Origin of the sequence: Aneurinibacillus thermoaerophilus (genome assembly GCF_019603355.1) — a bacterium.
Taxonomy (GTDB): domain Bacteria; phylum Bacillota; class Bacilli; order Aneurinibacillales; family Aneurinibacillaceae; genus Aneurinibacillus; species Aneurinibacillus thermoaerophilus.
Window position 1 is genome coordinate 3,112,024 of record NZ_CP080764.1, and the last position, 18,762, is coordinate 3,130,785.

19 protein-coding genes, 1 tRNA gene and 1 other annotated feature (1 of these 21 only partly in view) are annotated in these 18,762 nt (G+C 45.9%); of the genes, 4 read left to right on the forward strand and 16 right to left on the reverse strand.

Features of this window, described 5'->3' with window-relative positions:
- Positions 1-69: 69 nt before the first annotated feature.
- Positions 70-1,434, reverse strand: coding sequence for an FAD-binding oxidoreductase (locus K3F53_RS16090; RefSeq protein WP_057897649.1), 1,365 nt, complete (start codon positions 1,432-1,434; stop codon positions 70-72).
- 23 nt (positions 1,435-1,457) lie between these two features.
- Positions 1,458-2,234: an ABC transporter ATP-binding protein gene (locus K3F53_RS16095; protein WP_220559117.1), complete on the reverse strand. Its 777-nt coding sequence runs from the start codon at positions 2,232-2,234 to the stop codon at positions 1,458-1,460.
- A gap of 379 nt (positions 2,235-2,613) precedes the next feature.
- Between K3F53_RS16095 and K3F53_RS16100 the strand changes: the two genes are divergently transcribed.
- Positions 2,614-3,201, forward strand: a complete 588-nt coding sequence (locus K3F53_RS16100) for a DUF502 domain-containing protein (protein WP_220559118.1) — start codon at positions 2,614-2,616, stop codon at positions 3,199-3,201.
- A 33-nt stretch (positions 3,202-3,234) separates the two neighbouring features.
- Here the strand turns inward: K3F53_RS16100 and K3F53_RS16105 are convergent, their stop codons facing one another.
- Positions 3,235-3,378, reverse strand: coding sequence for a hypothetical protein (locus tag K3F53_RS16105; RefSeq protein ID WP_175493617.1), 144 nt, complete (start codon positions 3,376-3,378; stop codon positions 3,235-3,237).
- Between the two features lie 216 nt (positions 3,379-3,594).
- Here K3F53_RS16105 and K3F53_RS16110 point away from each other — a divergent pair, with 216 nt between their 5' ends.
- Positions 3,595-3,912, forward strand: coding sequence for a hypothetical protein (locus K3F53_RS16110; protein WP_139184973.1), 318 nt, complete (start codon positions 3,595-3,597; stop codon positions 3,910-3,912).
- Between the two features lie 117 nt (positions 3,913-4,029).
- Here K3F53_RS16110 and K3F53_RS16115 read toward each other — a convergent pair whose 3' ends face one another.
- Entirely contained in the window at positions 4,030-4,686 is a 657-nt protein-coding gene (locus K3F53_RS16115; protein ID WP_057897646.1) for a class I SAM-dependent methyltransferase, read from the reverse strand.
- 423 nt (positions 4,687-5,109) lie between these two features.
- Here K3F53_RS16115 and K3F53_RS19720 point away from each other — a divergent pair, with 423 nt between their 5' ends.
- Positions 5,110-5,322, forward strand: a complete 213-nt coding sequence (locus K3F53_RS19720) for an alpha/beta-type small acid-soluble spore protein (protein WP_408863351.1) — start codon at positions 5,110-5,112, stop codon at positions 5,320-5,322.
- Positions 5,323-5,519: 197 nt separating this feature from the next.
- Here K3F53_RS19720 and K3F53_RS16125 read toward each other — a convergent pair.
- The 11 genes from K3F53_RS16125 to K3F53_RS16175 all read right to left on the reverse strand — a co-directional run bounded on the left by K3F53_RS16125 (position 5,520) and on the right by K3F53_RS16175 (position 15,901).
- A tRNA-Thr gene (locus tag K3F53_RS16125) sits at positions 5,520-5,590 on the reverse strand.
- A gap of 194 nt (positions 5,591-5,784) precedes the next feature.
- A complete protein-coding gene (ald, locus tag K3F53_RS16130; RefSeq protein ID WP_220559119.1) occupies positions 5,785-6,918 on the reverse strand; it encodes an alanine dehydrogenase in 1,134 nt (377 codons plus the stop codon).
- Positions 6,919-7,162: 244 nt separating this feature from the next.
- A complete protein-coding gene (locus K3F53_RS16135) occupies positions 7,163-8,410 on the reverse strand; it encodes a PucR family transcriptional regulator (RefSeq protein ID WP_057897643.1) in 1,248 nt (415 codons plus the stop codon).
- A gap of 228 nt (positions 8,411-8,638) precedes the next feature.
- Positions 8,639-9,247 carry an SCO family protein gene (locus K3F53_RS16140; RefSeq protein WP_057897642.1) on the reverse strand — a complete coding sequence of 203 codons (609 nt, stop codon included), beginning with the start codon at positions 9,245-9,247 and terminating at the stop codon, positions 8,639-8,641.
- A gap of 141 nt (positions 9,248-9,388) precedes the next feature.
- The gene (locus tag K3F53_RS16145) at positions 9,389-10,015 is read right to left on the reverse strand and encodes a hypothetical protein (protein WP_057897641.1); all 627 of its coding nucleotides are present in this window, start codon (positions 10,013-10,015) and stop codon (positions 9,389-9,391) included.
- Positions 10,016-10,051: 36 nt separating this feature from the next.
- On the reverse strand, positions 10,052-10,987 hold the full coding sequence (gene cyoE / locus K3F53_RS16150; RefSeq protein WP_220559120.1) for a heme o synthase: 936 nt from the start codon (positions 10,985-10,987) through the stop codon (positions 10,052-10,054).
- Positions 10,988-11,025: 38 nt separating this feature from the next.
- Positions 11,026-11,970: a COX15/CtaA family protein gene (locus K3F53_RS16155; protein ID WP_057897639.1), complete on the reverse strand. Its 945-nt coding sequence runs from the start codon at positions 11,968-11,970 to the stop codon at positions 11,026-11,028.
- Between the two features lie 18 nt (positions 11,971-11,988).
- Positions 11,989-13,629 carry a cytochrome c oxidase subunit I gene (gene ctaD / locus K3F53_RS16160; protein WP_057897638.1) on the reverse strand — a complete coding sequence of 547 codons (1,641 nt, stop codon included), beginning with the start codon at positions 13,627-13,629 and terminating at the stop codon, positions 11,989-11,991.
- 15 nt (positions 13,630-13,644) lie between these two features.
- Positions 13,645-14,580 carry a cytochrome c oxidase subunit II gene (gene coxB, locus K3F53_RS16165; protein WP_057897637.1) on the reverse strand — a complete coding sequence of 312 codons (936 nt, stop codon included), beginning with the start codon at positions 14,578-14,580 and terminating at the stop codon, positions 13,645-13,647.
- 339 nt (positions 14,581-14,919) lie between these two features.
- On the reverse strand, positions 14,920-15,531 hold the full coding sequence (locus K3F53_RS16170) for an NUDIX hydrolase (protein WP_057897636.1): 612 nt from the start codon (positions 15,529-15,531) through the stop codon (positions 14,920-14,922).
- A 28-nt stretch (positions 15,532-15,559) separates the two neighbouring features.
- Positions 15,560-15,901, reverse strand: a complete 342-nt coding sequence (locus tag K3F53_RS16175) for a toprim domain-containing protein (RefSeq protein WP_220559121.1) — start codon at positions 15,899-15,901, stop codon at positions 15,560-15,562.
- Between the two features lie 287 nt (positions 15,902-16,188).
- On the opposite strand from K3F53_RS16175, the gene K3F53_RS16180 reads away from it, so the two are divergent.
- Positions 16,189-17,565 carry a dipeptidase gene (locus K3F53_RS16180; protein ID WP_057897634.1) on the forward strand — a complete coding sequence of 459 codons (1,377 nt, stop codon included), beginning with the start codon at positions 16,189-16,191 and terminating at the stop codon, positions 17,563-17,565.
- A gap of 118 nt (positions 17,566-17,683) precedes the next feature.
- Here K3F53_RS16180 and trpS read toward each other — a convergent pair whose 3' ends face one another.
- Entirely contained in the window at positions 17,684-18,679 is a 996-nt protein-coding gene (gene trpS / locus K3F53_RS16185; protein WP_057897633.1) for a tryptophan--tRNA ligase, read from the reverse strand.
- 52 nt (positions 18,680-18,731) lie between these two features.
- Positions 18,732-18,762 (reverse strand) — a binding site (T-box leader); it runs 222 nt beyond the window's last position.

The following is an 18,762-nucleotide window of genomic DNA, read 5'->3' on the forward strand; positions in this document are numbered from 1 at the left end:
ACCTAGGCTCCCCCTTTTTGATTTTTTTATATTTTTAGATAATTTATTATACACTAACTCTGTATTACTTTAAAATACGAAAATCTTGCCTGGATTTAAAATGTTATTCGGGTCAAGTGCACGCTTTACCGCATACATAACATCCAGCGCATTTCCGTGCTCCATTCGCTGATATTTCGCCTTGCCAAGTCCTACGCCGTGCTCGCCTGTGCAGGTACCACCGCGACTTAGTGCATAGCGCACAATCTCGGCGTTAACCGCTTCCGCCTGCTGCATTTCCTCTGGTTGATCCGGATCTATCATTAGCAAGGAATGAAAATTTCCGTCGCCTACATGGCCGACAATACCGCCTACCATCCCTGTTTTCTCCAGCAACCCGCGCGCGTGTTCAATCGCGCCCGCCAGTTCGGATAGGGGCAGACATACATCCGTTGTTATCGCCTTTTTACCCGGATATCCATGAAGAAACGCATATGCGAGATGATGACGCGCTTCCCAGAGCGCTGCCTGCCTGAGCGAATCCGTCTCAAACACAAAGCCCCCGCACCCATTTTCCTCCGCCAATTCTCTTGCAAACGCCAGATCGTGTTTCAATCCAGCCTCATTACCATGAAATTCAAAGAAAAGCGTCGCGCATTCCGGATAGTCGGTTCCTTTGTACATGTTCACCTGCCGCACCGATTGTCCGTCCACTAACTCCATACGCGCCACAGGAATCGCCGCTCCCATGATGGCGCACGCTGTCCTCACCGCGTCGCCGACGGTTGGAAAACTGGCCCTCGCCGTCACCGACATTTCCGGAATACCATATAGACGAAGCGTAATCTCTGTGAATACGCCCAATGTTCCTTCAGAACCAACAAACAGCCCATTCAAATGGTAACCGGAAGACGATTTAGCAGCCATGCTACCGGTACGTATCATTGTGCCATCAGCCAGCACTACTTCCATATCGCGCACTTGATCTCTCATAATACCGTATCGTACCGCTGTTGTTCCGCTTGCGTTGGTAGCGGCCATGCCGCCGATCGTCGCATCCGCCCCCGGGTCAACAGAAAAGAACAGCCCGTATTTCTTCAGTTCCTTATTTAACTGCATCCTAGTTACCCCCGGTTGTACGCGAACGAGAAAATCTTGTGGCCGTACTTCAACAATCTTATTCATCATTTGAAAACTAAGCGAAATCCCACCCTGCTGTGGAATAACCTGCCCTTCTAATCCCGAACCGATCCCGAACGGCACGACCGGTACCCGGTTCTCATTGGCCCATTTCAAAATGCGGCTTACTTCTTCTGTCGTCTTCGGAAAAATCACCGCGTCAGGCAACTTGGGCGTATGATAGGATTCATCCTTGCTATGCTGCGCGAGCATCGTCGGATTGGCAGTGACTCTCTCCGGCTCTACTATCTCTTTTAACGCTTCTACAATATTCACTTCATTCTCTCCTTTTTTCTAGTTTACGCCATCTGCATCCAGGCTCTCTCGTTGCGCCATGTCACATCAACTTTCGTGCCAAAGAAACGGGATAAGTTTTCAGACGTCATCAAACTTTCGGTTCTGCCCGCTCCATATACTTGTCCTTCTTTCAATAACAGCACATGCTGGAACACCGGAACAATTTCTTCGATATGATGAGAAACATAAATCATCGTTGGTCCCCCCGGTCGGCTGCCCATTTCCTGTACCCGATCCAATAATTGCTCACGCGCAAAAATATCCAGTCCCGTGGCAGGTTCATCAAGAATCAACAGATCCGGAGATGCCATCAGCGCCCGCGCGATTAACACGCGCTGCTTCTCCCCTTGAGATAAACTCTCGTACACGCGTTTCTCCATACCACGGCACCCCATCTGTTCGAGCAAATGATACGCCTTCTCATAGTCTTCTTCTTGTGGCTTTTCATATAAAAGCCCCATAGAAGCTACTTTACCACTCAATACGATATTTTCTACCGTTTCGTTTTTATATAACTTTTCCTGCATAGAAGAGCTGACCCAGCCAATCAACTGACGAAGTTTACGCAAATCGTATTCACCAAACTTTTTGCCGAGCACGCGAATCTCGCCTTTAGTCGGCCACATGTAGCCGTTGATAATGTTCAGCAAAGAAGTCTTTCCGGAACCGTTTAATCCCATGATGACCCAATGCTCTCCAGGTTTTACCGACCATGTAATATCTCTCAATATGTATTTATTTTCCCGCTTCCAACTCACATTTTTAATCTCGATAACCATTTCTTGTCTCCTTTCTGTATACATCACTTTTGCTTTTTTGGATCTTCTTTTGTGTCACTTATCATCATCTCATCATCTATTATAACTAAACAATAGCCCCAAATGGTGAGAATTGTCGGAATTCAAATGCACATTTTATTTCACGGTAAAACATGATATGCTAAGGCAAAAATAGAAAAAAAAGGGGGGGGAGACGTGTGTCTGACCAACCAGACCAACCAGCACGGCTGAAGTGTTCTGTCTGCGGATTTTCACTGCAATGGTGGCTCGGCAAGTGGAAATGTATAAATTGCGGACAATGGAATGGCTGTTGAGGAAACCCAGCCAGCAAGCCCGCAGGTCTGTGGAAAGAAGAATCATAAAAAGGAGCGTACCCCATATGAAACAAATCATCAAATGGTTCTTAAATGGACTGCTTATCGTGGCGCCAATCGGCGTGACGCTTTATCTTCTAGTTTATCTTTTCAAATTGGTAGACAGCCTGGGGAAGCGGATTCTGCTTTCCATGAATTTGCCTTCGATTACCGGATTAGGAATTACTATTACGCTTGTCCTTATTGTGCTTATCGGATGTTTAAGCCAGCTCTGGTTAAGCCGTAAGCTACTTGCATGGACAGAACGATTGATCACGCGTTTTCCAGGGCTGAAGACAATATACAGCATGGTTAAAGATACAATAGAATCTCTCATCGGGGAAAAACGTTCTTTTTCGCAGGTTGTGCTCATCACACACGAAGACGGCGGAAAGCGAATCGGATTCCTTACCGCCGAAAACGTAACTGCTTTTCATTTACATACATCTTATGTGGCGGTATATGTGCCGCACGCCCTCCAAATAAGCGGCGAACTCCGACTCTACCCGCGCGATCGAATCGAATGTATAGATACTTCGGTGGAAGAAGCCATGCGCTTCTGCCTAACTGCCGGCGTCACTGCAAAAAAAGAGGGAGGAAAGCTTCGCGATTAAACCCGCGCACCTTTTCTTCCTTTTTCTTTTTGGTCAGTGTGTTTCAATACTCTGCTCTGCCGTAGGGCCTTTTCGTTCTTTGTCCGTGCTGCTGAAGCTGTTGACCGCCAGATTGACAGCGATAAACAAGATAATAACAAGCCAGAACCACCAACGTCTCCAAAAAGGCTTCACCACCGAATGTCACCTCTCACGAAAAATTCAATCATCTATAGCCTAACAAATTTTTTAGAAAAAACAAAATAGAAGTAAACTCCTGTTCAATGATAAAAAATGTAAGACTCTTCACCTATCCTCCTTTTCAAGAAAACACTACGTAAAACCGTTTTATGTTACTGCGAAAAAAGGTAATGTAAAAATAAAAACACATATTATAAAAGGGGGAAAAATGTTATGTCTCGTGTGGATCGTATAGAAAGAAAAGTATCCGCAAGAACATCTATCAGCCTTAGCTTGTTTTTTTGCTCTTTGGTTTTATCACTTGTCTCATTTTTTTCTTCTTTTACCTCATATATTAAGCTGCTGGTGATTTTGCAATGGCTCACCACGCTCACCGGACTAACGCTGGCCGCGACAACGGTCAGACCCGCCAAAAAACATCTGGCGCATAATTCGTTTTTCCTACAACTATCAATTACGACCATTATGCTTGGGTGCTTCGACCTTCTCTGGATTAGCTTTATGTCTTATATCCTGTCTATTCTGAGATGAGAAGAAAAAACTCGCGGGCAAACACCTCGCGAGCTTTTCCTCTCCACTAAAACAAATTCCCCTTAACAGGAGGAAATTTCAGTCTATTAACAAATATACCTCTTCCTCAGCAGAGGGTTATTTTTTTCCTATCATCAACCAAACATATCGGTTCAACTGCCGAGCAGAAAAACGTAAACCTACATCTTCAAAAGCTTCCTTTACCGTGGATAACAACGGATAATATTCTGTTTGCAAATCATTCAATAACGTAAGCGCTCCTTGACTTCTTACTCGTTCATGAATAGCGTCTCTAGCCTCTTCATCCGCATATGCCGTATCCGCAAATACAATCATACCTTTCTCTGTCAAGCGATCGGCTAGTTCTTGGATCGCCCGCGCTTTTTGAGCATCCGTCAAATGATGGAACGCATATGTACTGACAATACCATCTACCTTTCCGATCTCTTCCGGAATGGAAAGAAAATGGCCGTCAGCAACGGTAAAATGCGGCAGCTTTCGCGCTGCAATCCTTCGCATATCCGGCGAAGGATCTACTCCATACACATCCCACTCTTTTTCGAGAAGATGTGCCGTTAAATTCCCTGTTCCGACTCCGATTTCCAGTACGCGACTTCCAGCCGGAAGGTTAAGTTCCTCGACCACTGTCCGCAAAATCTGCTCATATCCTTGAAAGACCTCAGCATATTCATCCTTTTTTTCAAATACCGTTTTGTCATACTGATCTGCCCATTGTTCAAACACATGGTTGAACTGTACTTCACACTCTTTCATCGCTTCCGACTCCCTTTTTTAATTTACTATATGCTTCATTAAGCAAAAAGTCAATTATTCCAATTAATTTAATCTATTTAATTCATCATTTTTAAATAAGGAAGAGCCTGTTTAGCTAAAACTTCCCTATTTCTTTTCCCTTTCCTTAACACATGCCCTCTTAGCCGATATCCCTATCTTTCTGTTCCCACATACCCATTCATGTATGTTCTCCCAGTACCGCTGTAATTTAAAACGTATATATCGCTTTAAATCAATAAAGCAACATATATTTTCCTTCTGAAGTGCAAGCAGGAAAAATTACCGATGTGCTAATCGCATAATATCACTTCGATGCGGAATTTTAAGACTAGGAATCACCAAAATTAACCTCAGGAGGCGATACATATGCAAAAAACTCAAGTAGCACCGGAAGCTCCTTTCATCACAAGAGCCCAAAAAAGCGACAATACGAATCAGCCGGTTGCTCCGCAAGCCAGAGCGGCGCTGGAACAGATGAAGCATGAAATCGTCGCCAAGCTTGGTATCACGCTTGGACCAGATGCTACTGCCCGCCAAAATGGCTACGTCGGTGGAGAAATTACCAAGCGTCTTGTGCGGATAGCGGAGCAACAGCTTAGCAAGGGCATCCATTAAACGTTCACATAAGTGAAAGTTACGCGATTCTTTGCTTGGAGCCGGATCTCATCTCTTCGCTAAAATAAAGAAGCGTTCTCACTTTGTTGGAGTAACATACGAAGGCACACTATTGGCACACAAGCACAAAAAAAGACTGTCCTTTTGGACAGTCTTTATCTTTTGCAACCCCAGTAACATCGAGGGTTTCAAATTGATGCCCCCACGCGGAATCGAACCACGAACTGACCATTACGAGTGGCCTGTTATACCGTTTAACTATAGGGGCAAATTCACTTTCTTCTATGCATGCAACCTTTATTGGCTGAGCATATCAACAAAGCTTTATTAAATTATCAACACAAATCATTTTATAAAAAAGGCATCCAGCAGTCAAGCATTTTTTATCAAAATTAGCAGTAAAGGAAGCAAACAGAAAAAGGGCAACCACCCGGTTGCCTTTTTCATGTTTGCTTTTTTTGATTAAACGGCTACGGTTCCGTTGTTCAGTACTTCATTTACATCCACATACGTATAACCAAGCGCTTCAGCTACCGCTTTGTATGTTACTTTGCCGTCCACCACATTAATGCCGCGAGCAAGGGCGCAGTTTTCCAATGCCGCTTTCACATATCCTTTATCCGCGATTTGCAGCGCATACGGTACCGTTACGTTAGTCAGCGCCATCGTGGAAGTTCGTGCTACAGCACCAGGCATATTCGCTACTGCGTAATGTACCACTCCATGCTTTACATATGTCGGATCGCTGTGTGTTGTCACACGATCGATGGTTTCGATAGACCCACCTTGGTCGATCGCTACGTCAACGATTACAGATCCCGGTTCCATCGCTTTCACCATGTCTTCCGTTACCAGACGCGGAGCGCGTGCGCCCGGAATAAGAACCGCGCCAATAAGCAAGTCCGCTTCTTTTACCGCTTTTGCAATATTATAACGGTTGGACATTAGCGTCTGCACACGCCCCTGGAAAATTTCATCCAGATAACGCAGACGATCCGCATTAATGTCTAGCAATGTTACTTTCGCACCCATACCAAGGGCAATTTTCGCCGCATTCGTGCCTACAGTACCGCCGCCAACAATCGTTACGCGTCCGGCCTCCACACCTGGTACACCTGCCAGCAGTACGCCTTTGCCACCGTGGGATTTCTCTAGGAATTGCGCCCCAATTTGCACAGCCATACGTCCGGCCACTTCGCTCATCGGCGTCAGCAAAGGCAGCGCGCCATTATCCAGTTGAATGGTTTCGTATGCAATTGCCGTTACTTTCTTTTCAACCAGCGCCTTGGTCAGCTCCGGCTCCGGGGCAAGGTGTAAATAAGTGAAAAGTACAAGGCCTTCGCGGAAATACGGATACTCTTCCGGCAGCGGCTCCTTTACTTTCATAACCATGTCAGCGGCCCACGCTTCTTTAGCGGTCGCAACAATTTTCGCACCTTCTTTTACATATTCCTCGTCTGTGAAACCGCTACCAAGACCGGCATTCTTTTCAATTAGCACTTCATGTCCCGCGTGCACAAACGCTGCCACCCCGGCAGGAGTAATAGCTACCCTGTTCTCGTTATTTTTTATCTCTTTTGGTACGCCAATAATCATGTTGATAAACCTCCTCTTTATTGGTAAAAAAACGGCTACCTATGCTTTTAGGCTATGTGTTCGTGCATGTTTATCTGTTTCTTTCATTTTATGCTTTTTTTATGAATTTTTCTTTGTCTTAAAGCTTAAAATCATTCGTTTTTATTTGTGGATTTCCACAAATGATTTTTCATTAACGTGAATCCCCTTATTTATAGACTATCCAGCTATCAAAAAAGAATCCCTCAAAATTGAAGGATTCTTTTTAGGGATTATACTTTCTAAGCTTTACATCAAGAAATAGCATAATATGATCGTTTGGATCGTCTAAGTCAATGCCACCCACCTCACCAATCCGTTTCAGCCGGTATCCGAGCGTGTTAGGATGAATGTGCAATTGGTTAGCCGTCTGATTTACTTTCCCTGAATTATCAAGAAACGCTTCCAATGTCTCCAGAAGATTGCTCTGATTTTCCTGATCGTATTTAAGCAGACGCTCCAGCTTCGGGTTTCGGTACTTCATCTCCCGGTTCCACTGCTTTAGCTTGGGAAACAAACGGTATATACCGAGTTCATGATATCCTTCCACCGCCTCTAACTCGTCGGGTAAGGCTTTTTTTATCTGCATCACTTCAAGCGCCTGCTGATAGCTAATCCATATTTCTCCCGGGTCTTTCACCGGCTCGCCATAAGCTGCGATCATATTTTCGCCACCGAAACGGCGCGTTAATCTTTTTCGCAGTTGATGAATAAATGCTTTGCTTGCGTTTTCCGCCTGATCCTGCTCCCATTCGTCCAATCCGGCCAATACAATTAACTGGCGGCCATCAAATGTCCATAGCGGCAAATAACGGAATGAAAAAAAATCCCTCAGATTAGCAAGCAAATATGCCAGTTCTTTTTGCACATCGCTCCATACTTCATCCGAACAACGCGCTTCCCATACGAGCACAACAAGAACAGAAGGAAGAGTAAGCCGAAGCTGGGCCGCCATTTTTTCGATATCGACCGCTTCGCCGCTATTCGCGCCACGCGAAAGCAGTTGCCAGAAAAATTGGTTTCGTTTCTCTTCCTGCTTGGCGTGTCGATCCTTCCTATGCAACAGGCGGGGCAAAGCGAGACGAGCCGCCCTCTTCAGCACAGCAAAGTCTTTTTCTTCAAGCGGACGTACCGCTTCCTGCACCCAGATATACCCGAATACTTCATGACCGCGCCGGATAGAAATAGCTACTCGGTTATCAAGCCCCACTTCCCGGACGGCTGGCACACGTACCGGCTCATCACTATGCATTAACGCCTGAATAATGCCGTCTTTCCAAAAACGAATCAGCACTTCTTCCGGCACTTTACGTTTCATAATGGTTTGAATGCGCACCGGATCTATGGCGCCTCCGTGCGTACTGTATGCGACCACATGATGATTCATGTCTTCGATCGTAATCGGATTGCCAACACGTTCCGTAATCATATCGGCCAGTTCCATTAAATCCGAAAATTCTTCAAACGGCTCCATCCTTTTCCCCCTTCTCCCTATTTATCATCATAAAACATATGTGTACATAAGAAAACACACAGGCATGCTGCTTGTCCTTTTTCTGCTCAGAAGAAAGTACATATCGCTTTATTATGGTAAAGAAATGTATGATCCTTAATATTTTCTGCAACCGTCAAATGCCCCGTTCCGTTTTTCTGAAGAAATGCGCAAAAAAACCTCCTATCGCCTGATAAGAGGTTTTTGCTTTTAATCCTCAAGCAAATTGTTAATATCTTTGACAATCTGTTCGTTATCCATACTGCTACCCATTTTGTAAATGGCACGAATGTTCTTATTGCCATCAAGCAGAAACAATTCATTGGAATGTACAAAGATGCCATTGCCCTGATCTTCGGCGAATATTTTAAAACCATCAAGCACCCGTTTAGTCTGCTCCGGCGTTCCACGCAGAAACAACCAGCCGTCAGGCTTAATGTTCCGTATCGCCGTATACTGTTGCAAAACTTGTTCTGTATCCCGCTTCGGATCGAACGTAATTGTCATCAACAATACTTTATCCTGGAGGACTCCCTGTTCCTTCAGCTTTTGCTGCACCCGAATTAAATTAAAGTTCGTTGCCTGACACACATCCGGACAATGAGTATAGTGGAAAGAAACAAGGCGCACTTTGCCATCGGAATCACGCAATGAGACCCGATTTCCATACATGTCTGACATGGTGAAGGAAGGCGCCCGGTCAAGAACCGGGAGTTTGTTTGAACCCCACCATATTTGATAGACAATAATGAGAAGAATCGTCACAACGAGCGCCCCTGTCAGCACGATAAACCAATGGCGCCTCAAAGCTGAAGACATGGCTCCTCAACTCCTTCTCCCCTATCTTACTCTCTGGTCGTCAATTTCGAGAGGTACATGAAGCCAAAGAATAAGGCGATCGGAAACAACATATATCCTAACGCGTACAAAATCATGCCCATGTGAATCCCCCTCCCGTCATTACTTGCCAAACTGTGATAGCTTGATACCGCACCACTCGGCAAACTGGCCAATCTCGATTAAATCACACTGGATGAAAACGAAAAGTCCCATAATTACCGTATACATCCAGACAGCTGTCGCACCCGGAATAAAACGGTTCAAAGACTTTTCCTGGTTCCGCATCTTGAAGTAAAACGCACGGAGATAGAGCACGATGCAGATAAGAACAAGGATTTCCATTATCGATTGCACAATCAAATGCGCCGTCCAAGCTGCCGGACCAAGCGCCCGGTAGCTCTGGATGAGGGACCAGTCAATTACGCAGTAGCCGATCGCTGCAATTGTCGCAAGAGCATAAAGGATAAACGCTACCCCATCCTTGCGATTTTTGTAGCTAATACCTGCAACAAGCGTCAACACTCCCAATGCCAACAGCAGAAGAACGTTATAATTAACAAGATCCTGTACGCCTGTCGGCAACGTAATATTAAAAACGTCCGGCGACCACCCTCGAAGGTATACATTCGATACAATAAATACGGCGAACATGAACGTAAAGGAAATCAACCCGAGCCATATACCTAACAGGCCATTATCTTTTATGCCCTTTTTTGGTATCTGCTCTTCCTGAGAATGCACAGCCATGCTCATACCTCCTTCACCCCGCTTAGTAAAGTGGAATTACACGCGGTCAATCAAAATAAATACCGTAAACATTACCAAATACACCAGCGAGTAAATAAACGATTTACGAGCGAATTTAATATCATCCTTTGTAAAAAATCCCATCATATTTACGATAACATAGCCGATGCCAAGCACAGTCATACCAATCAGATAAACCATACCGACCTCGCCCAGCGCATAAAGCATAACGGAGACGAGCACAAGAAAAGCTGTATAACGAAGAATATAGCGTTTTGTCACCGCGAACCCGTGGACAGCCGGCAGCATTTGAAATCCTGCAATGCGATATTCATCGGCACGGCGCATCGCCAAGGCTAAGAAGTGCGGACACTGCCAGATAAATAGAATTCCGAACAACATCCAGGCTGTCAGGTCAATCATACCGGAGATCGCCGCATAGCCCATCATCGGAGGCATCGCTCCGGACACGCTGCCTATGAGCGTATTTAATGTCGTTGTGCGCTTTGTCCACATCGTGTACACCACAACATAGAAAAATAGGCCCACAAGACCGAGCACAGCGGTCAACGTATTAACCAGCAACAGAACAATTGAACCGAGAATGCCGAAAATAATGCCCATCATAAGAACGGATTGCGGATTCAAACGCCCATCCGGCAGCGCCCTCTTTTTCGTGCGCTCCATAAACTGGTCAAGATCGCGGTCAATAAAATTATTTAAACATGTTCCAGACATAATGATAAGCGCCGAGCCTAGCATGGCCATTAGCATTGTACCTAAAGGCAGAGGGCCATCAGCAGCAAGCCAAACCCCCACAAAAAAAGTCATTAAATTTGAAACGACAATGCCGGGCTTCGTCACCGATACATAATCGCGCCATTCACCTTTTACTCCAGACGTAACGCTTGATTCGATGGAGCGATTCGCCGGATTTTCACATACGTCTTTTTCAGAAATAGGGGTACCCATTTCAAAACCTCCCTGAATATAGTCACGTTAGCCAATAACTAGGACAAATTTTTTACTGCCACGTTACCGCGAACAACACTTTCTTTTTGATTGTCGCGATCAAGCAGATCGACGCCCAATTTGGCCTGAACCATCATAAATACGCATGAAGCCATCATCAATACACCAAGTGCCAGATGAATGACATCGGAGATAACCGCTAATTTCATCGCCATCGTCAAATATCCAGCGGCTACCTGCAACACAAGTAATGCGGCCAGAACCAGCGCCTGTCCGGTCAAGGCTTTCCGCAAACGCGCATGAAAGAACAACCAGACGGTTATGATAACTACAAGCGCTGTAGCAAATACATGCACATACATAAGAGCAGCGGCAATTTGCGGTGTGGAGATCACCTCATTAAGCAGCGTGACTTCGCCTTTTACCCAGACGGCTCCAGCGTCGCTGTGCTTAATAAACGCGCCCAGCACAAACTCGGCGTACACGGCAATCGTTGCTATCAGGGTTGGTTTGAACAGGGATTGAATTTGCTTGTTCTGATGAAATGCGCCCTGCTTTCTGCGATGATGTGCCAGCGTCACACCTGTAAGAGCGACAAACGTCGCGAACAGGAGCGTGGCGACGCTCGTATCCATCGTCGTGAAGCCGGGCGGCAGTTTTTCTAAGACATTAATGCCGCCCAACACAGCAGCCATCATCAGCAGCACGAAAGAAAGAATGACCAGTTTCATCGCAATGGGGCTTTCCTTCCGTTTGCGCCACCCTGCGTACAAATTTGCAAGCACTAAGAGCCCCACACCAGTGGATAGCATGCGATGCGTATATTCTATGATGATTTTCCCCTCTAACGGCGGGATAATGTGTCCGTTGCACAACGGCCAGTCGGAACACGCCAGCCCGGCGTCGAATCCTACAACAAGAGCTCCAGCAATTAGCAGCAGGAAGATGGCGATTGTCGTTACGAAAGGTAAGCGATATCCCATTGTTACATCCCTCTTCTCCTACGCTCCAAACGATTTCTTGGACGTATATTTTTCCTCCACTTCACCAAATTCATACGGCGCAGCGGTTACATAAGGCATTTCAATAAAGTTGTGTTCCGGTGGCGGCGAAGATACCGTCCACTCGAGTGTTTGTGCCCCCCACGGATTGGCGGGAGCTTTTGCTCCAATTCTAAGAGATACAATAATTGTAACCACCATCATAATTGCTGCTATACCAATAAGATACGAACCGAATGTCGCTATTTGGTTGGCCACCTGCATTCCGGCTGCCGGGTCATACTGGAAAACACGACGCGGCATACCCATCATGCCGATATAGTGCATCGGGAAAAATGTCAGGTTTGTGCCGATAAAATAGAGCCAGAATACAGTTTTACCAAGCTTCTCGTTGTACATACGGCCGGTTATCTTCGGGAACCAGTAGAAGATACCGCCGAGCACCGCCATCATACTTCCTCCAAACAATACGTAATGGAAATGAGCCACAACAAAATATGAGTCGTGCATGTGTATATCAATCGGTACCGCTGCGAGGTAAATACCGCTCAGTCCGCCGATAGTGAACAGTCCCATGAAGCCAAGGGTCACAAATAGCATCGGCGTAGTGAATACGTTCGATCCCCGCCACAATGTTGCAAGCCAGTTGAAAATTTTAATTGCTGACGGAACCGCGATAATCATCGAAGTTACCATGAATGGCACCCCGGTTGCCAGCGGCATGCCGGCTACAAACATGTGGTGCGCCCAAACCAAAAAGCCGAGGAATCCGATCGCAATGGAAGAGTAGGCGATCGCATGATAACCGAAAATCGGCTTGCGCGCAAATACTGGAATAATCTCCGATACGATTCCCATCGCCGGAAGTACCATAATGTACACGGCCGGATGGGAGTAGAACCAGAATAGGTGCTGATACAGCATCGGATCACCTCCGGCCGCCGCATCGTAGAAATGCGTGCCGAAATGGCGGTCAAACAACAGCGTCGTGATAGCCCCAGCAAGCGCAGGCGTACCAAACAGCTGAATAAATGCCGTAACGAGCGAAGACCATACATACAAAGGCAGACGGTTAAATGTCATGCCCGGTGCCCGCATATTAAACACTGTAACAATAATGTTTATCGCACCAAGAATAGAGGAAAGCCCTAAAATATGGACACCCGTTACCCAGATATCAAGCCCCAGTCCTGGAGATTCGATACTATATGGCGGATACGCGGTCCAACCGATATCTGGCATTCCGAAATAAAAACTGCTGAGGAAAACCACGCCACCTAGCACATAGAGCCAGAAGGCCAGGTTGTTCATCCGCGGAAACGCCATATCGTGCGCACCTACCATAATCGGTATCAGGTAGTTACCAAACGCAGCTGTAAGCATCGGAATCATAAACAAAAAAATCATGATAGAGCCGTGCATGGTGAACATCTGGTTGAATGTATCAGCCTGCGGCACCACATCCGGCATCCCGGGCGTCAATAGCTCTGTCCGGATAACGAGAGCGGCTGCTCCCCCGAGGAAGAAGAAAAGTAAGCCCACAACGCCGTACATAATTCCGATTTTCTTATGGTCAACAGTAAGCAACCAATCTCTGACAAACGACGGTTTTCTCGCTGCGGCAGTGGCAGTAGCACCCATACGATTCACTCCTCCCTATTTCAAGGTTTTAATGTATTCAGCAATTGCCTTCGCTTCTTCTTCTGTTACCTGCTGCGACGGCATTGGTGCAGAATAACCTTGCGGAGTTTTCGCTGCAGGGTTCATAATAGATTCGATGATATATTTCTCATCATATTTTACCGTGCTTCCGTCAGACAGCTTTATGTCTTTACCAAACATACCGCCCCATCCCGGGCCGACAAGCTTCGTTTGGTCAACAGCATGACAGCTTAAACAGCCTTTCTGCTCAGCCAGCGCTTTGCCTTCGCCGCCCGAGCCGCCTGCGGAGCCACCGCCGGCTTTACCGCCGGATTGCACAAACTTATTAAATTCATCGGCACTTACCACATGAAGTTTTGCAAGCATCATTGAGTGCATTGTTCCGCAATACTCGGCGCATACGATAGGGTATTCGCCTTTTTCCGTTGGACCAGACCAGAACTGAGTTTGGCGTCCAGGTACCGCGTCCTGCTTTATCCGCATCGCCGGAATCCAAAAGCTGTGCAAAATATCTCCGGATGTAATCTTGAATAGGACGTTTTTATCTTCCGGAATGACGAGATTGTTTGTCGTCTTGAACCCTTCCGGGTACTCAAAGTCCCATCTCCATTTGTAACCGGTGACATTAATGGTGTATACATCTTTCGGTGGAGTCTGAATTGCGTAAGTCATCTTAGAACTAAACACGCCAATAGCAACAAGAATCAACGCTGGAACCAAAGTCCAAATGATTTCCATTTTCGTGTTCCCGTGCAACGCAACTCCCTGTTTGTCCGGTCGTTTCCTTCGGTAACGAACAAGGAAGATGAACAAAAGCATTTCAACCAGGACAAAGATGAAGACGGCAATAGATGTGATAAACCAGAACAAGGAATCTACCTGCTTTGCCATGTCATTAATGGCCGGGGGAAACAACCAACTGAAGTCCACACAATACACTCCTTTCTTTACTATCATTTGCCCTTCATACAAATGAAATTTTTAGTATCAGAAAAGGCGTTCACATGGTAAATACCATCTAAATCGTATCAAGTTTTGACCCGTTTGTATAGTGTTTTGAGAATATGCGGAGCTCGGTAAATTTATGTATGAAAGCAGGGAAAAACCTTGATAGAAGTGAAAAAAGTAAAGACGTGGTTTTGTCTTTACTTTTACCCAAATTTCATATATTTGACACATTTTTCAGCAGTTTGATAATTTTATTTTACGACAACGACGAATGAGTTCCAAACCGTCAATATTCTTGCGTTTTGGGTCTGATCACCGCTACTATTTCACAATGGTAATAAACTCATAAAGAATTCTTGCCGTCAGCCCCCATATGATTCTCCCGTCATATTGATAAAAAAATTCAGGCAGACGACTGCTGCGCCATTTGTAGTTTTTACCCTGGGGAATAAGTTCAAAAGGAAAATTTTCCTCCGGTTTTACCGCCAGGTGAATATAGTGTACATCCGGTTCTTTTTCCAAGAAGAAATCAAGTGGAACATAGAATATTTCTTCTACTTCATTCTTATTCGGCGAAATTTTCCGATAGTCATGAATTTTACCGATAAATGAATAAATGGACGAAGAATACGGGGGAATGAGAATACCAAGCGTCTCAATAACCTGGATATCTTCTCGCACAAGCCCCAGCTCTTCGCATGTCTCCCGAACAGCGGCATCTTGTTCGCTTACATCGCCATCCTCAATTTTTCCGCCCGGAAAGCAAATCTCCCCGGGCTGGCGTTTTAGCGTTCGGGCGCGAACTTCGAATAGTACGTGCAGCTTTCCATCTTTTTCGACCAGCGGAATCATCACCGCCGCGCGCATCAGCGGAGCGAAACCAAATAGATTAAATGAACGCTGGCTTATCCGGCTCTGAATTTGTTCGATCATCCGCGTTTCCACCACTCCTTCCGTACTTTCATAAGATAACAGTTTTGTTGATTTCTATATGGGCGTCCCGTAATATTTTCGCAAGGTACTCGTATGGGGTACGCGCAATTTCAGTATAGCTTCTGCGAGTGTATAAATGATACGCATTCGGAAACTCGTTCCTGAGCTGGGAGCGCAATTTCCTTCCGGAAGAGTCTTCGTCTACAAAAATGTAGATGTCGGCATCGCCCGCCTGGTGATAGATATCCTCCAATTTCTTGCTGCTTAACGTGCCGTGTGTACAAATAATTTCCACAGGTTCTGCGATGATTTTCTCCAGACGTTTCTTATCCGTCTTCCCTTCCACGATAATAACCTTATTTACGATCAATGCTCATCACCTCGCAGCGATTATGCCGGCTTATTTTGTTTTTCACTCTATACCTTTATTATATGGCTATTTCGTCCGTTAGTAAAAACGAAAGCTTTCTCCACCCATTTCGGAAATTCCTTCCATTTATCACGTGAATATGGTTCTCTTCTTCTCCTTTGTCTATAGATTCTGTGTTTCGCGAAACCTCATGCTTTGAAAAATTGCTCCCTGTGTACTAAGCTAAAGATACAGATCTTTGCCAGAGTTACAGACTGTATTCTATACACAGAAAGGATGAATAAAAAATGAATCAGTCATACCGCACTTATCTGGAAAAAAACAGGGATGCACATCTGAGCGAATTAAGGGAATTCTTAAGCATACCAAGCATTAGCGCGCTGTCGGCCCACAAATCTGATATCAAACGAACCGCCGAATGGCTTGTTAATGCATTGCAGGCGGCGGGGCTTGAAAACGTGCAAATAATTTCGACCGAAGGCAATCCGATCGTATATGCCGACTGGATGCATGCCGAAAACGATGTCACCGCACTTATTTACGGCCATTATGATGTACAGCCAGTTGATCCGCTTGAATTATGGCAGACACCGCCATTCGAACCGGACATCCGGGACGGAAAGATTTACGCACGGGGAGCTACCGATGATAAAGGTCAGGTATTTATGCACATTAAAGCAGTGGAAGCGCTGCTAAAAACGGAAGGAAAGCTACCGGTCAATGTTAAATTCTGCATTGAAGGAGAGGAAGAAGTCGGCAGCCCAAATTTGGAACCGTTTGTGGAAAAACATAAGGACATGCTTGCGGCGGATGTACTTGTCATCTCCGATACCCCTATGCTGGAGAAAGGCAAACCGGCGATTTGCTACGGATTGCGCGGCTTATGCGCCATGCAAATTGATGTAAAAGGCGCGAATGGTGACCTGCACTCCGGTATATATGGTGGCGGTATAGCCAATCCGCTTCACGCACTGTCCGAAATTCTCGCTTCGTTCCATGATAAAAACGGCAAAGTTGCTATCGAAGGATTCTATGATAAAGTAAAACCTCTAACGAAAGAAGAGAGACAGGCGTTTCGCGATTTGAAGTACGATGAGGAAGCGCTCAAAAAGGAACTGGGCGTAAACGAGCTATATGGTGAGGAGGGATTCAATTTTCTTGAGCGAACATGGGCGCGCCCAACGCTCGAGATCAACGGTATGTATGGCGGCTTTCAGGGCGAAGGTATTAAAACGGTGCTCCCGTCCGAGGCACACGCCAAAATCTCCTGCCGACTGGTGGCGGATCAAGATCCAGCAGAAATCCAAGACTTAATTGAACGGCACGTACATAAACATACGCCGCCGGGCGTGCAAGTTTCGCTCACCCGAATGGATAGCGGCCGTCCGTTCCAGATGCCATATAATCATCCTGTTATTCAGGCGGCAATGCGCGCCTATGAAAAAGCGTACAACGCCACACCCGCTCTAACCCGAATGGGCGGTTCCATCCCAATTGTTGAAGGGTTCAGCCGACTTCTCAACATTCCGGTTGTACTGATGGGCTTCGGATTGCCCGGTGAGAATTTCCATGCACCAAACGAACACTTCCATCTGGAGAATTTCGACAAGGGCATGATCACCATCTGCGAATACTGGGGCGAGCTTTCGCAAATAAAACAATAAGAAAAAAGGGGCTGGCTCATGATTTTTGAGCCAGCCTCTTTCGGTAATATGATTTAGAGGAAGTATATATCGCTTTTCCACTTTATAGCAACATATCTTTTCTGAATCTTTATGATCATTATTTTGCCCGCACGCGCGACAAGCCCATGGCTTCTTCCACCTTGTTAAGCGTCTCGTCGGCTACGCGCTTCGCTTTTTCCGCGCCTTCATCCAGCACGCGATCCAATTCCGGGGAGTCGATTAACTCCGCATAGCGGGCCTGAATCGGCCGCAGCGTTTCAACTACGACTTCGGCAAGATCCGTTTTGAATGCTCCATACCCCTTGCCTTTATATAACGCTTCGATTTCCTCCATCGTCTTGCCAGAACATGCCGAATAAATCGTCATCAAGTTGGAAATGGCCGGTTTATTGGCTTTATCAAAATGCACGCTATTATCGGAGTCGGTTTGCGCCCGTTTAATTTTCTTAACAATGGCACTTTCATCGTCCAGCATCGAAATAAATGCGTTTTGATTCGGGTCGGATTTACTCATTTTTCTGGTCGCATCCTGCAACGACATAATTCTAGCCCCAAATTCCGGAACCCGAATGTCAGGGATTTTAAATAATTCACCGTAACGCTGATTAAAACGTTCGGCCAAATCTCTGGTGAGTTCGATATGCTGTTTCTGATCCTCGCCGACAGGGACGAAATCCGTGCGATAAAGCAAAATGTCGGCAGCCATCAGCGGCGGGTACGCCAGCAATCCTCCGGGGATCGCTTCACCGCGGTCACGCGCTTTATCTTTATATTGTGTCATCCGTTCTAATTCACCCACATATGCGGTACACTGCATAATCCATCCCAGCTTCGCATGGGCAGGCACTTCCGACTGGATAAATAGCGTTACTTTCTCCGGCTCCAATCCGACGGCAAGATATAGCGCGGCAAGAGTCCGAATGTTTTTCCGTAATTGTTCAGGGTCCTGCGGCACGGTAATTGCATGCTGGTTAACGATACAAAAATAACAATTGTAGTCATGCTGAAGTTCAACGAATTGGCGCATGGCGCCAAGGTAATTTCCGAGCGTAATGACGCCGCTCGGCTGAATCCCGGAAAAGATGGTTTGCATCTTTACCACTCCTTTACAACATTTTATAAATAAAAAAGGCCCATCCGTCCGCTAAAGGGACGAATAGACCGTGGTGCCACCCT

Coding starts and splice junctions, on each gene's coding strand:
- K3F53_RS16095 (WP_220559117.1), bottom strand. CDS start 2,234: ATGGTTATCGAGATTAAAAATGTGAGTTGGAAGCGGGAAAATAAATAC.
- K3F53_RS16100 (WP_220559118.1), top strand. CDS start 2,614: ATGAAACAAATCATCAAATGGTTCTTAAATGGACTGCTTATCGTGGCG.
- K3F53_RS16110 (WP_139184973.1), top strand. CDS start 3,595: ATGTCTCGTGTGGATCGTATAGAAAGAAAAGTATCCGCAAGAACATCT.
- K3F53_RS16115 (WP_057897646.1), bottom strand. CDS start 4,686: ATGAAAGAGTGTGAAGTACAGTTCAACCATGTGTTTGAACAATGGGCA.
- ald (WP_220559119.1), bottom strand. CDS start 6,918: ATGATTATTGGCGTACCAAAAGAGATAAAAAATAACGAGAACAGGGTA.
- K3F53_RS16135 (WP_057897643.1), bottom strand. CDS start 8,410: ATGGAGCCGTTTGAAGAATTTTCGGATTTAATGGAACTGGCCGATATG.
- K3F53_RS16140 (WP_057897642.1), bottom strand. CDS start 9,247: ATGTCTTCAGCTTTGAGGCGCCATTGGTTTATCGTGCTGACAGGGGCG.
- K3F53_RS16145 (WP_057897641.1), bottom strand. CDS start 10,015: ATGGCTGTGCATTCTCAGGAAGAGCAGATACCAAAAAAGGGCATAAAA.
- cyoE (WP_220559120.1), bottom strand. CDS start 10,987: ATGGGTACCCCTATTTCTGAAAAAGACGTATGTGAAAATCCGGCGAAT.
- K3F53_RS16155 (WP_057897639.1), bottom strand. CDS start 11,970: ATGGGATATCGCTTACCTTTCGTAACGACAATCGCCATCTTCCTGCTG.
- ctaD (WP_057897638.1), bottom strand. CDS start 13,629: ATGGGTGCTACTGCCACTGCCGCAGCGAGAAAACCGTCGTTTGTCAGA.
- K3F53_RS16170 (WP_057897636.1), bottom strand. CDS start 15,531: ATGATCGAACAAATTCAGAGCCGGATAAGCCAGCGTTCATTTAATCTA.
- K3F53_RS16180 (WP_057897634.1), top strand. CDS start 16,189: ATGAATCAGTCATACCGCACTTATCTGGAAAAAAACAGGGATGCACAT.
- trpS (WP_057897633.1), bottom strand. CDS start 18,679: ATGCAAACCATCTTTTCCGGGATTCAGCCGAGCGGCGTCATTACGCTC.